This window comes from Rhodococcus sp. NPDC003348 (assembly GCF_053589375.1).
Genome location: NZ_JBSFRT010000020.1, coordinates 74,838 through 86,617, shown reverse-complemented (window position 1 = coordinate 86,617; position 11,780 = coordinate 74,838). Strand labels below are relative to the sequence as shown.

Sequence of the window (11,780 nt, the reverse complement as noted above, 5' to 3'; positions counted from 1 at the left end):
TTCTCGCCGCTGGTATCGGGACTACTGCTTCTTCGGCAGGCCCGGTGGGTTGATCTGCGAGGATTCGACCGCCTCGCTGCTGATGCCCCAGCGGTCCAGAACCTGGGCGTAGGTGCCGTTGTCGATGAGATGGCTGAGCGCGGCATGGATCGCCCCGATCAGCCCGTTGTCCTTCTTCGTCAGGACGGCGATCTCCCCTTGCAGGTCGTAGCCCGCTCCGGAGAAGGTGCCTGCGACCTCGGTCTCGCCGGTCTGCAGGGCGTGGAAGGCCGACGACGGGTTGGGGCCGACGTACGCGTCGATCCGGCCCGAGCCGAGTGCGAGGTAGTAGTCGGTTGCCTGCTGGTAGTAGAGGATCTCGGCCGGCTCGAGCCCGGCCTTGACGTTCTGTTCGTTCCACGCGACGAGCAGCGCCTCCTGGTTGGTCCCCGAGCCGACGCCGATCTTCAGGCCCGCGATGTCCTTCGGACCGGAGAACGTGATGCCGCTGCCCTTCTTCACCTCGACGGCGAGGCTGTCGAGCCGGTAGGTGGCGAAGTCGTACTTCTCCTTGCGTTCCTCGGTGACGGTGACGTTGGAGATGAACGTGTCGGCCTCACCGGAGTCGACCCGGACGAAGTTCTGCGCCCAGTCCGCGGCTGTCAGTTCGACGTCGAGGCCGAGGACGTCGCCGATCAGGTGAGCGAAGTCGGTCTCCGATCCGATGATCGTCTTGTCGTCGTCGGCGTAGAAGCGCAGCGGCGGTGCCGTGCCTGCCGACCCGGTGACGATCAGCTTCCCTCGGTCCCGGATCGCCTGCGGCACCTGCGCCGCGATCTCGGGGACCTCGTCGGTGGTGATGCGGTTCTGCTCGGCCGTCAGGTTGTAGCCGGCGGCGGTGGCCGCGTCGGTCTCGGCGGCATCGCTCGAACTGCACGCGGAGCCCGCCAGCAGGGCGACGGCGGTCAGTGCCGAGGCGAACAGCCTCGTGTGGCGGGTGAGGACGGACATCATTTCCTTCCAGGGTCTTTCGCGATGGATGAGGGGGTCAGAGCACTCGGGCCAGGAAGGCCCGGGTGCGTTCGTGGGTGGGTCGGTCCAGCACCGCGTCCGGCGGGCCCTGCTCGACGATCACACCGCCGTCCATGAACACGACGGTGTCGGCGACCTCCCGGGCGAACCCGATCTCGTGGGTCACGATCACCAGCGTCGCACCGCCGACGGCGAGGTCACGGATCACCTCGAGGACCTCACCGACGAGTTCGGGATCCAGCGCCGAGGTGGGCTCGTCGAACAGGATCACCTTGGGGCGCAACGCGAGTGCACGCGCGATCGCGACACGTTGCTGTTGTCCCCCGGACAGCTGCTTCGGATACCGGTCGGCCTTGTCGGCGACCCCGACCCGCTCGAGCAGCTGCCGCGCCAGGGCCGTCACCTCGGCGCGGTCGCGGCGCTGCGCGGACACCGGAGCCTCGATCACGTTCTCGAGGACGGTCAGGTGCGGGAAGAGGTTGAAACTCTGGAACACGAACCCGATCCGGGACCGCTGTCGCAACACTTCTCGGTCGGGCAGTTCGTGCAGGGTGTTGCCGCGGCGGCGGTACCCGATGAGTTCTCCGTCGATTCGGATCGTGCCGCGGTCGACCTTCTCGAGGTGGTTCAGGGTGCGCAGGAGGGTCGACTTCCCGGAGCCCGACGGCCCGAGGATCACCGTCACCTCCCCCGTGCGAACCGACAGATCCACGCCTCTGAGCACTTCGAGCGCGCCGAAGGCCTTGTGCACGCCCCGCACGTCGACGGCGTATGGGTCACCGATGGCGGTCATCGGGTGGCCCCTCTCGGCGCGCCGGTACTGCCGTCACGGATCTCCCGGTACTTGGCGACGACCTTCTGCCACGGCGTGAGTGGCAGCGCGCGGGCGGATCCGCGGGCGTAGTGCCGTTCGATGTAGTACTGGACGACGGACAGCACGGTGGTCAGGACGATGTACCAGACGGTCGCGACCATCAGCAGCGGCACCACCCGGCCGTTGCGACCGAAGATCACCTGGACCTGGTAGAACAGCTCGGCGATCGCCATCGTCGACACGATCGAGGTGCCCTTGAAGAGGCTGATGACCTCGTTCGCCGCGTTCGGAAGAATCGACCGCATCGCCTGCGGCAGAACGATCTTGAACAGCTGACGGGTCCGCGGGATACCGAGTGCGTTGGCGGCCTCGATCTGGCCGTGGTCCACGGAGATGATGCCCGCGCGGATGATCTCGGCGGAGTAGGCCGCCTGGTGCAGCGCGAGCCCGATGACCGCGGCGGTGAACCCGGAGATCACGCCGGTGACGTTGAACTCGAGGAATCCCGGGCCGAACGGAACGCCGAGGGACATCGTCTGGTAGAGGTAGGCGATGTTGAACCAGAACAGCAGCTGCACGATCAGTGGAATCGAGCGGAACGCCCAGACGTAGATCCACGAGATCACCTGCAGCACCGGATTGTTCGACAGCCTCGCCACGGCGAGCAGCACGCCGATCCCGAACCCGAGGACGGTGCCCCAGATGGTGAGTTCGATCGTCGTCCACAGCGCGGACAGCACCGACGGGGCGGTGAAGTACCGCGCGAACGTCGCCCAGTCCCAGCCCGGGTTGACCACCAGTCCGTGCACGAACTGCGCGACCAGGACCAGCGCCGCCGCTGCGACGACCCAACGCCAGGGATGGCGGGTGGGAGCGACGCGCAGGTCGGCGTCGTCGGACGATTCGGCCACTGCCGCCTGCGGCGGACTGGTGGCCGGGGCGCTCACGAGCGCACTCCGAAGTCGGACATCGAGAAGCCTTTCACGGGTCGGGACCGGGCGCTCGTCGCAGCCCTGTCGCGGAGTCCATCGGTCCCGGCGGTAGCACCCGCACCCACACTCGGGGGGGTTGCTGCGACGTCGTCGATCCGGGTCTCTCGGTCGCTCTTGATGGTCAACACTCGAGCTGTACTGTCCCGCAACCAGATCCCGCGGTCACCTATTGCGTTCGGGCTGATCCGAATGGTAGGGACGACTGTGTGCCGTGCGACATCCGGCGCGTCCGAGCCGACGTGCGGGTCTCCGGGCGCGCACAATGGGGCCATGGCGAACACCGACGAGAAGACCCCCGGTTGGACGTATCTGATGGACATGGACGGGGTCCTGGTGCACGAGGAGCACCTGGTACCGGGCGCCGACGCGTTCCTCTCGGAACTGCAGGAGTCCGGAACTCCGTTCGTCGTGCTCACCAACAACTCGATTCGCACCCCGCGTGACCTGCGGGCACGACTCCTGCAGTCCGGCCTGGACATCCCGGAGAAGTCGATCTGGACGTCCGCCCTCGCGACGGCGACCTTCCTGCACAATCAGCGGCCGAACGGCACCGCCTACGTCGTGGGCGAGTCCGGGTTGACCACCGCGCTGCACGACATCGGGTACGTGCTCACCGACAACGATCCCGACTACGTGGTGCTCGGCGAGACGCGCACCTACTCGTTCGAGGCGATCACCACCGCGATCCGCCTCGTCGAGCGCGGCGCCCGGTTCATTGCGACCAACCCGGACGCCACCGGTCCTTCGCGTGACGGCTCGCTGCCCGCGACCGGTTCGGTGGCCGCGCTGATCACCCGCGCGACGGGCCGCGAGCCGTACTACGTCGGCAAGCCGAACCCGCTGATGATGCGCTCGGCGCTGCGGGCGATCGGCTCCCACTCCGAGCACACCCTGATGATCGGCGACCGGATGGACACCGACATCGTCTCCGGCCTCGAGGCGGGCCTGCAGACGATCCTGGTGCTCACCGGCATTTCCAGCCGCGAGACCGTCGAGGCGTTCCCCTACCGCCCGACCCTGGTGCTGAACTCGGTCGCCGAACTCGTCGGCCGCACCCAGGACCCCTTCGCCTGAGGTTCCCTAATGTCACATTCGCTCACTCAGCGATCCCCAATGTGACATTAGGGAACCGGGGGCGGGTGTCAGCGGAGCGGGAGCGGGCGTCCTGCGACGACGAGGATCACCGACTCGGACTCGGCGGCGACGGCGGCGTTGAGCCGGCCGAGGGCGTCGCGGAAACGGCGGCCGGATGCGGTCGCCGGGACGACGCCGCTGCCGACCTCGTTGCTCACCGCCACGACGGGCGCCGTCGCCGTGCGCCATGCGACGAGCAGGGCGTCGACGTCGGACTGCACTGCCACCCAACCGGATTCGTCGTCCCACGCGCCGTGGCGGTCGATCCGGCGGGTGAGCCAGGTGCCGAGGCAGTCCACGAGGACCGGACCGGTAGCGGACCCCAGCGCCCCGGAGAGGTCGTCGGTCTCGACGGTGCGCCAGGAGGCGGGACGCGACGCCCGGTGCGCGGCGATCCGGGCCGCCCACTCCGCGTCGTCGCCGGGCGGACCGCCGGTGGCCAGAAAGGTGACATCGTCACGGTCGGCGAGCAGACGCTCCGCGTGGGTGGACTTGCCCGCGCGAGCGCCGCCGAGCACGAGGGTTCGTCGAGGTCGGTCCGGACGCGCCGTCACCGCACCCACCACGACGGTTGCGCCGTCGTCGAGCACCCGAACACCCCAGGGCCGCAACCGGTCCGGCAGGTCGACCGGATTGTGGTGACTCAGGTGGACGGCGATCACGTCGGTGCCCTCGACGACCGCCTCGGCCTCGCGCAGCGCGGCCAGCGCCCGCGGGAAGGTGCGCAGGTCGAGGTGGTCGGGTTCGTGGTCGACGAGGTCGCCGAAGGTCTCCTCGAGGAACACCGTGTCGTACCGGGCGCCACGTACCGCGTCCAGGGTCGCGGCGGGCAGCGGTCCGGTGTCCGTTGCCCACAACAGTTTCCGACGGTCCGGACCCGCGACCTCGTACAGCACCGCGTCGCCGTCGCGAAACACCCGGTGCGCGGCAGGCAGCGCCCGCACCGTGTACTCGCCGACCCGCAGCGCCTCCCCCGGCGCGATCGGAATCCACCGCACCGGGTCGTCGGGGCCGACCCAGTCCCGGCACAGGTCCAGCGCCTCCGGCGGCCCGATCACGTCGAGGGGTTCCTCGCGCACCACCCAGGACCGCATCAGCAGCGCCAGCGGTCCGGTGTGGTCGGGGTGCGAGTGGGTGAGCAGCAGGTGCCGCACCCCGGACAGCGACCTCCCCGCGTGCGCGGCGGCGCGCGGTACCTCCGGCCCGCAGTCGAGCAGCAGCACGTCGTCGACGAGCGCGGCGGTCTGGGCCCGAACCTCGCCGCGCCGCAATGCGGTCAGGCAGGACGCGCAGCGGCAGAACGGGTTGGGCCACCCGTCGGCGGCACCGGTGCCGAGCAGCACGACCTCCATCAGGACGCTCCCGCTGACGGTCCCACCGGCAGCACCACCGGGCCGCCGGGCCGGTCGAGGACCTCGACCCGCGCGTCGTACACCGCGCCGATCCGTTCCGCGGTCAGAACCTCGGCCGGGGTGCCGTCCGCGACGACGCCGCCGTCGGCGAGCATCACCACCCGCCGCCCGTACTGGCCCGCGAGGGTGAGGTCGTGCATCGCCGCGACCACCGTCAGCCCGTCCGCCAGGCGCAGCGCCTGCACGAGGTCGAGCACCTGCTGCTGGTGCCCGATGTCGAGGGCGCTGGTCGGTTCGTCGAGCAGCAGCACCCGCGGCTGCTGCGCCAGCGCCCGGGCCAGCACCACTCGCTGCAGTTCACCGCCGGAGAGCGCGGTCACGGCCCGGGAGGCCAGCGCGCGCAGTTCGAGTCGGTGCAGGAGGTCGTCGACGATCTCGCGGTCGTGGGGGGTTTCGGTGCCGAACCGGGACAGGTGAGGGGTGCGGCCGAGCGTGATCAGCTCGTGCACGCTCACCCCCTCCGGGACGACGGGCCGCTGTGGCATCAGCGCCACCGTCCGCGACATCACCCGCCGCGGCGTACGGGCCGGGTCGTGACCGTCGACCCTCGCCTCGCCGGTCGCGGGCACCAGCCCGGCCAGCGCGTGCAGCAGGGTCGTCTTGCCGGCACCGTTCGGGCCGACGATCGCGACCCATTCCCCCTGCGCCACCGTCAGATCCACGCCGTCGAGGACGGTCGTCCGGCCGAGGTCGACTCGCAGGCCGCGGCAAGTGATCACGTCGTCCGCCCCCGTCTCAGCACCAGCAGGAAGAACGGGGCGCCGATCGCGGCGGTGACCACGCCGATCGGCAGCTCCGCCGGCGCCATCACGGTCCGCGCGAGGACGTCGGCGAGCACCAGGAACGCCGCGCCCACCATCAGCGACAACGGCAACAGCAGACGGTGCCCGGGACCGACCAGCAGCCGTACGGCATGCGGGATCACGATGCCGACGAATCCGATCAGTCCACTCGCCGAGACCACCGCGGCAGTGCCGAGCGTCGCGACGCACACCAGGACCATCCGCACCCGGGCGGCGTTGATTCCCAGGCTCCCCGCTTCGACGTCACCGACGGCCATGACGTCGAGGGTGCGGCGGTGCAGCGCGATGATGGCGACGGAGACGAGGACGTACGGCAGCACCGTCACCACCTCCGACCACCCGTCGGTCGAGAGCCGCCCGAGCATCCACGAGTACACCTGACGCAACGTGTCGTCGTGCAGTTGCATGAAGAACGTCTGGATGGCGTTGGCGAACGCCGCGACCGCGACACCGGCGAGGATGACGACGACCTCCGTGCGTCCGCTGCCCACCGTGCGCCCCAGCGCGTAGGTGGCTGCGACGGCGATCAGGCCACCCGCGAACGCGGCGAGGGGCACCCCGGCGAACCCCGCGGCGCCGCCGACGACGATCGCGAGGGTCGCGCCGAGCCCGGCGCCGCTGGACACGCCGAGCAGGTACGGATCGGCGAGCGGGTTACGGAAGACGCCCTGGTAGGCGGCGCCTGCGATCGCGAGCATCGCCCCAACCAGCGCACCGAGCACGACACGCGGCATTCGGATGTTCCACAGGATGGCCTGCTGCCGGGTGGTCAGCCCGGAGTCGACGTCGACGAACGGCACCCTGTCGAGGATGTCGAGCAGCACGCCGCGCGGCGTGAGCCCGGCGGGACCGACCAGAATGCCCACGAGCATCGCCGCGACGAGGACGAGCGCCGCGCCACCCAGCAGGAGCGCGCGGCTGCGCGGCGCGGTGATCACCGGGCGGGCGGGGCGGCGGGCCGGTCTGCGGGGATGCCGTTCACGATCCCGGCGAGCTCACGCACCAGGTCCACCACGCGCGGTCCCCACCGGCTGGCGAGGTCCTCGTCGAGCACGTGGACGTGCCCGTCGCGGATCGCGGTGAGCTCGCCCCAGCCCGCCCGCTTCGCGACCGCCTCGGGCGTGACGCCGCAGCACTCCCCGTCGGCGAGGAAGATCGCGTCGGGGTTCTGTTCGACGATGTACTCGGCCGACAGCTGCGGATAGCCGTCACCACCACCGGCGGCAATGGACCGGAGGCCGAGCATCGCGTAGATCTGGCCGATGTAGGTGTCGTCGGTGACGGTGTAGAAGGTGTCGTCGAGTTCGTGGTAGTAGCGCAGCGGCACCTCCCGCGGGGGCACGGCCGCGACGATGTCGTCGATCTCGGTCCGCATCCGGGAGACGAGCTCGGCGCCCTCGGCGACGTGGCCGGTCGCGGCACCGACCTGCTCGATCTGCGCATACGTGTCGTCGAGGGTGCGGGCGGCGGGCAGCAGCAGCGTCGGGACGCCGGCCTTCTCGAGCCCGGCGACGAGGCCGCCGTTGTCGTCGGTCGCGACGACGAGGTCCGGTTCGTACCCGAGGATCGCCTCGACGTTCGGGGTGTAGCCGGACAGGTTGGTGACGGGCACCCCCGCCGGGTAGTCGGACCGGTCGTCGACCGCGACCACCTGATCGCCCGCGCCGACCGCGTAGAGCATCTCCGTGGAGGTCGGGCTCAGCGACACGATGGCCTGCGGGGTGTCCGCCGCGGCGTCACCGGAAGTGCCCTCGCCGCTGCTGCCGCAGCCGGCGACCAGCAGGGCGAACGCGGCGATTCCTGCGGTGAGGAACCGGCGGGAAGTGTGGATCACAGCCATCCTCCGTGGCTCGGAGGACGAGGGCAGCACGGCCGCGAACCGCGAAGGTTGCCGCCCGACACCGTCCTTCGTCCGAGGACCAGTTCGTGCCCGCGGCGCCGGCTGACCTGGCTCACCCGGGCCGGGCCGGGCTCACAGTTGCGGGACAGCGCCGGACTCGCACCGGCTTCAGCGTGACGCTGCGGATACCCCGACGAACGGTCAGGGCATCCGCAGCCTAGCCCACGGTGCGAGCGCGTCAGCGCAGCGCCTGCGCGAGGTCCTCGAGCAGATCCTCCGGGTCCTCGAGCCCGACCGAGAGCCGCACGACACCGTCGGACAGCCCGATCGCGGCACGTCCCTCCGGTCCCATCGCGCGGTGCGTGGTGGTCGCCGGGTGGGTGATCAGCGACTTGGCGTCGCCGAGGTTGTTGGAGATGTCGACGACCCGCAGCTTGTTCAGCAGCTCGAACGCCTTCTTCTTGCCCTCGCCGTCGGCGGCGGCCAGCTCGAAGGTCACAACGGTGCCGCCGCCGCTCATCTGCGACGTCGCGAGGTCGTACTGCGGGTGCGACTCGAGGAACGGGTACTTGACCCAGCTGACCGCGTCGTCGGCCTCGAGGAACCGGGCGATCCGCAGCGCGCTGTCGACGGAGTGCCGCACCCGCAGCGGCATCGTCTCGAGCCCCTTGAGCAGGGTGTGCGCGTTGAACGGGCTCAGCGCCGGACCGGTGTGGCGGATCAGCTGCTGCACCGGTCCGTCGATGTAGTCCTGCGGGCCGAGGATCGCGCCGCCGAGGACGCGGCCCTGGCCGTCGATGTGCTTGGTGCCGGAGTACACGATGACGTCGGCGCCGAGGTCGAGGCTGCGCTGCAGCAGCGGGGTGGCGAAGACGTTGTCCAGCACCACCTTCGCGCCCGCGGCGTGCGCCATCTCGGAGACCTTGCGGACGTCGACGAGGGTCTGCATCGGGTTGGACGGCGTCTCGAAGAACACCGCGGTGGTCGGCACCGACAGCGCCTGCTCCCACTGGTCGAGGTCCTCGCCGTCGACGAACACCGTCTCGACGCCCCAGCGCGGCAGGATCTCGTTGCACACCACGAAGCACGAACCGAACAGGCTGCGGGCCGCGACGAGGCGGTCGCCGTTGCCGAGCAGGGCGGCCAGCGCGGTGAACACCGCAGACATGCCGGACGCGGTGGCGTAGCAGCCCTCCGCGCCGTCGAGCAGCCGCAGCCGCTCCTCGAACATCTTCACCGTCGGGTTGCCGTACCGGGAGTAGACGAAGTGGTCGACCTCGCCGGTGAACGCCTGCTCCGCGGCCTCCGCGGACTCGTAGACGAACCCGGAGTTGAGGTAGATCGCCTCGGACGTCTCCTCGAAACCGGAGCGCAGGGTGCCGCCGCGGACACCGAGCGTCGCCGGTCGCACCGAGTCTGGCAGGGACCGCGAGAACGCGCCGCCGCTGGGAATGTTGCTCACGACTGCCTCCACCCGAGTCCGACGGCACGCCAGCCGGCACCGCCGCGGTGACCGCTCTCGTCGAGGCCACCTTCGAACCCGTCGAGCACGTTGTAGGCCGGGCCGATGCCCGCCGCGGTCGCCGCCTCCGCGGCGCCGATGGAACGCTGCCCCGACCGGCACAGGAAGATGACCTCGGCGTCCTCGCCACCGGTGACGCCGGCTTCCTGGAGCTGGGTGACGAAGTCGGCGTTGCGGGTGCCGTCGTAGGACACCCACTCGATCGTCAGCAGTTCGCGACCGAGTTCGGCGGTGTCGGGGACACCGACGAAGCGCCATTCGGCATCGGTGCGGACATCGACCAGGACAGCCCGGGGATGCTCGCGCAGCAGGTCCCATGCCTGCTGGGGGGTGAGGTCGCCTGCGTAGCTCATGAACCCAGTTTTTCACAAGAGCCGGAGCGGGCCGACGGCGCGGCTGCCTGCTTGATCGCCTGCCCCACCCGAGAACGCAATTCGGCGAACCGCGCCGAGCCGCGCAGCTCGTCCGGGTCGACACCGGTGCGCGGCAGATCGACGGGCAGGTCCAGCGCGATCCGACCCGGGCGGGCACCGAGGACGACGATCCGCGACCCGAGGAACACCGCCTCGTCCGCGCTGTGGGTGACGAACACGCTGGTGCGGGCGGAGCGGGCGGCATCGGCCCGCAGGTCCTCCTGGAGCTGCTCGCGAGTCAGCGCGTCGAGGGCGGCGAACGGCTCGTCGAGCAGCAGCAGCGACGTCGGGGCGGCGAGGGCACGGGCGATCGCGACGCGCTGCTGCTGGCCGCCGGAGATCTGCCAGATGCGCCGGTCGGCCAGCCCGTCGAGTCCCACCCGGGCCAGCAGTTCGGCCCGGCGCCCGGCGCGCTGCGCCCGCGGCACACCCGCGTAGTCGAGGGCGAGGTCGACGTTGCCGCCGACAGTCCGCCAGGGGAACAGCCGCGGCTGCTGGAACACCACACCGGCACCGGTACCCGGGGCGGGGGCGGCACCGGCCACCAGAACCCGGCCCTCGGTGGGCTCCTCGAACCCGGCGATCAGCCGAAGCAGGGTGCTCTTTCCGCAGCCGGACGCCCCGACGAGCACCAGGAACTCGCCGTCGGGCACGTCCAGCGACAGCGGCCCGACCGCGGCGACCGACCCGTAGTCGTGCCGGACGTCGGTCAGCCGGATCCGCGGCTCCGCCGCCCGTGAGTCCTGCCGGCCCGTCTGCGGACCGGAAGGACTCACGGGGTCAGCGAGCGAGGGCACCGGGCAGCCCCGTCACGTACAACCCGTCCTGGAAGTCCGCGAGTTCGGGGGCGGACGGGATCTGCTTCTGCTCGGCAAGGAACTGCGCCGCCGAGTGCAGGTTGTTCGCCAGGTTGCCGGGCGCACCGTCGGTGCCCAGCCACTGCGGAGACGCGACCTGCTCGGGCGTGAGGAACACCGCCTGCGTCAGCTGCGACGCGGCCTCGTCGGCGGTGATCCCCGCCTCCGCGGCGACGGCCTTCGCCGCGGCAGCCGGATCCTCCGCGATCGTCGTCAGCGCGCGGGCCTGCGCGCGCCGCCAGGTGTCGACGGCGTCAGGATGCTCGGCGGCGAAACCGCCGGCGACGACCGCGAGATCGAGTGTCGGCTTCCCCACCTCGGCGAGCTCGCGGCTGGTGACCAATGTCTTTCCGCCGGTGCGAATCTCGTCGAGCGTCGGCAGCCAGGTGTAGACGGCGTCGACGTCGCCGCGCTGCCAGGCCGCCAGCGACGCCTGCGGCTGCAGATCGATCAGCTGGACGTCTGCGGCGGACAGCCCGGCCCGGTTCAGCGCCGCGAGCAGGCTGTAGTGCGCGGTCGAGGCGAACGCGGTGGCGACCTTGCGGCCGCGCAGGTCCTCGACCTTGGCGATGCCGGTGCCGTTCCGTGCGACCAGTGCCTCGTTGTCACCGGCGACGTCGAGAATCCACGCCACCCGGTAGTCGATCCGCAACGGATCGGACAGCCCGCGGGCGACGGGGCTGGAGCCGAGGGCTCCGAAGTCGAGCTCGCCGGCCACGAACGCGGTGTTCACGTCGGCGCCGGAGTCGAACTTCGTCCACTTGATCGTGTATTCCGGCAACTCCTCCTCGAGCCAGCCGCTGTTCTTGACGATCAGGTCGCCGCTCGGAAAGGTCTGGTAGCCAACACGAATCACGGGCCTGTCGCCGCCGTCGGAGTTGCCGTCCACCGAGCACGACACGACCGCCAGCGCAGCGAGCGTCACCGTCGCCGCCGCGGTCAGGGCCCGGCGGACACGACCGATCGTCTTCATGTGTTCCTC

General features: G+C 70.7%; 12 protein-coding genes and 2 riboswitches. Of the genes, 1 reads left to right on the top strand and 11 read right to left on the bottom strand.

Annotation, left to right across the window (positions count from 1 at the left end; translation table 11 throughout):
- Positions 1 to 21 precede the first annotated feature (21 nt).
- The 3 genes from ACWDU4_RS15100 to ACWDU4_RS15090 are packed head-to-tail and all read right to left on the bottom strand — an operon-like array spanning position 22 to position 2,772.
- Positions 22 to 990, bottom strand: coding sequence for an ABC transporter substrate-binding protein (locus ACWDU4_RS15100; RefSeq protein WP_450114730.1), 969 nt, complete (start codon positions 988 to 990; stop codon positions 22 to 24).
- Positions 991 to 1,027: 37 nt separating this feature from the next.
- Positions 1,028 to 1,804, bottom strand: coding sequence for an amino acid ABC transporter ATP-binding protein (locus ACWDU4_RS15095; protein ID WP_450114710.1), 777 nt, complete (start codon positions 1,802 to 1,804; stop codon positions 1,028 to 1,030).
- On the bottom strand, positions 1,801 to 2,772 hold the full coding sequence (locus ACWDU4_RS15090) for an amino acid ABC transporter permease (protein ID WP_450114709.1): 972 nt from the start codon (positions 2,770 to 2,772) through the stop codon (positions 1,801 to 1,803). Before ACWDU4_RS15090 ends, ACWDU4_RS15095 begins: the two co-directional genes overlap by 4 nt.
- A gap of 75 nt (positions 2,773 to 2,847) precedes the next feature.
- A riboswitch (SAM riboswitch) is annotated at positions 2,848 to 2,941 on the bottom strand.
- A gap of 146 nt (positions 2,942 to 3,087) precedes the next feature.
- On the opposite strand from ACWDU4_RS15090, the gene ACWDU4_RS15085 reads away from it, so the two are divergent.
- A complete protein-coding gene (locus ACWDU4_RS15085) occupies positions 3,088 to 3,891 on the top strand; it encodes an HAD-IIA family hydrolase (RefSeq protein ID WP_450114708.1) in 804 nt (267 codons plus the stop codon).
- Between the two features lie 68 nt (positions 3,892 to 3,959).
- On the opposite strand, the gene ACWDU4_RS15080 is transcribed toward ACWDU4_RS15085, so the two are convergent.
- The 8 genes from ACWDU4_RS15080 to ACWDU4_RS15045 all read right to left on the bottom strand — a co-directional run bounded on the left by ACWDU4_RS15080 (position 3,960) and on the right by ACWDU4_RS15045 (position 11,771).
- Positions 3,960 to 5,303: a bifunctional adenosylcobinamide kinase/adenosylcobinamide-phosphate guanylyltransferase gene (locus tag ACWDU4_RS15080; RefSeq protein ID WP_450114707.1), complete on the bottom strand. Its 1,344-nt coding sequence runs from the start codon at positions 5,301 to 5,303 to the stop codon at positions 3,960 to 3,962.
- Entirely contained in the window at positions 5,303 to 6,082 is a 780-nt protein-coding gene (locus ACWDU4_RS15075) for an ABC transporter ATP-binding protein (RefSeq protein WP_450114706.1), read from the bottom strand. Before ACWDU4_RS15075 ends, ACWDU4_RS15080 begins: the two co-directional genes overlap by 1 nt.
- Positions 6,079 to 7,038 carry a FecCD family ABC transporter permease gene (locus ACWDU4_RS15070; protein WP_450114729.1) on the bottom strand — a complete coding sequence of 320 codons (960 nt, stop codon included), beginning with the start codon at positions 7,036 to 7,038 and terminating at the stop codon, positions 6,079 to 6,081. The genes ACWDU4_RS15075 and ACWDU4_RS15070 overlap by 4 nt, the downstream gene beginning before the upstream one ends.
- A 62-nt stretch (positions 7,039 to 7,100) precedes the next feature.
- Entirely contained in the window at positions 7,101 to 8,006 is a 906-nt protein-coding gene (locus ACWDU4_RS15065) for an ABC transporter substrate-binding protein (protein ID WP_450114705.1), read from the bottom strand.
- 103 nt (positions 8,007 to 8,109) lie between these two features.
- Positions 8,110 to 8,176: riboswitch (cobalamin riboswitch) on the bottom strand.
- Positions 8,177 to 8,244: 68 nt separating this feature from the next.
- Entirely contained in the window at positions 8,245 to 9,468 is a 1,224-nt protein-coding gene (locus tag ACWDU4_RS15060) for an O-succinylhomoserine sulfhydrylase (RefSeq protein ID WP_450114704.1), read from the bottom strand.
- Positions 9,465 to 9,881 carry a rhodanese-like domain-containing protein gene (locus ACWDU4_RS15055; RefSeq protein WP_450114703.1) on the bottom strand — a complete coding sequence of 139 codons (417 nt, stop codon included), beginning with the start codon at positions 9,879 to 9,881 and terminating at the stop codon, positions 9,465 to 9,467. Before ACWDU4_RS15055 ends, ACWDU4_RS15060 begins: the two co-directional genes overlap by 4 nt.
- Entirely contained in the window at positions 9,878 to 10,717 is an 840-nt protein-coding gene (locus tag ACWDU4_RS15050) for an ABC transporter ATP-binding protein (RefSeq protein ID WP_450114702.1), read from the bottom strand. Before ACWDU4_RS15050 ends, ACWDU4_RS15055 begins: the two co-directional genes overlap by 4 nt.
- Positions 10,718 to 10,721: 4 nt before the next feature.
- Complete coding sequence (locus ACWDU4_RS15045; RefSeq protein ID WP_450114701.1) at positions 10,722 to 11,771, bottom strand: taurine ABC transporter substrate-binding protein; 1,050 nt, start codon at positions 11,769 to 11,771, stop codon at positions 10,722 to 10,724.
- Between the last annotated feature and the right edge of the window lie 9 nt (positions 11,772 to 11,780).